The sequence below is a fragment of the Pontibacter rugosus genome (genome assembly GCF_042678745.1).
Classification (GTDB): Bacteria; Bacteroidota; Bacteroidia; order Cytophagales; family Hymenobacteraceae; genus Pontibacter; species Pontibacter rugosus.
This window is the reverse complement of record NZ_JBHTLD010000444.1, coordinates 1-981: the sequence shown is the minus strand read 5'-3', so window position 1 is coordinate 981 and position 981 is coordinate 1. Positions and strand designations below refer to the sequence as shown.

1 protein-coding gene is annotated in these 981 nt (G+C 33.9%); it reads right to left on the bottom strand.

All coding sequences use genetic code 11. The features are described 5' to 3' along the window. A partial coding sequence (locus ACFQ2O_RS21795) for a glycosyltransferase family 2 protein (protein WP_377533050.1) occupies positions 1 to 724 on the bottom strand: 724 nt, incomplete at its 3' end. Between the last annotated feature and the right edge of the window lie 257 nt (positions 725 to 981).

Below are 981 nucleotides of genomic sequence, written 5' to 3'. Positions count from 1 at the left end.
CTAAGGATGCATTTATACTAGAAACCCCTTCTAATGAATAGTTTGTTATTGTGAAAGGTAAATAGATGAAGTTTTTATATTGCATGAAAGCTCTTAATGTTAATTCCCAATCAGCTGCAATTTTATAGTTTGTTCGGTACAAACCAATTTCTTCATAAACTTCTCTTTTTATAAAGGTTGCAGGGTGGTTAATGGGCATTTCAGTAAATGATGCTTTAGAAAGATGTATAGGAGGTTTGAGAGTAAATAGTTTTTCTCCGTTCTTTACGTAGTTAACATTCCCATGCAGTACATCGCCTTTATGAGTAGTATAGTATGAAATCAAATTATGCAACGCGTCAGGTTCATAAAAATCATCTGCATTAAGCAAGCCTATTAACTCTCCTGAGCATAAAGAGATACCTTTATTCATAGCATCATAAATACCTCCATCTTTTTCACTTATGAGGTAAGTAACAATATGCTTGTATTTTTCAATTATCTCTAGTGTGCGGTCAGATGATTTAGCATCTATGATGATGTATTCAATATTTTCATAGTTCTGACATGCAATACTTTTGAGGGTACGCTCTATCGTTGCTTCTGCATTATAAACTACAGTGACGATAGAAACCTTGGTGGAGGAATTTATGGCGCAGTTCCTTTGCTCTTCTAGTCGCTTAACATGATTAACCAGTAGCTCTCTATAATCTTCAATGGTAGGAGGATTTGTAAGTGCTTTCATTGAATATTTAAAGTGAATTACGACCTTTTGGAGGTATCTATAAGAAGTGTCCAGTATCGAGAATTAAAAGATTTACAATATCAGGATCACTACCTTCAAAGTTTATATATTCTTGAAACCGTGCATTTGGGCAGACTTTGTTGAGGTATGGGGAAGGAACTGATTAGTCATGTGGGTTGCCTTATTGTTGCATTACTTTTAATTCATAATAAATACTAGTAAAGAAGAAATTTATAAACCTACCCTTTGCCTATAAC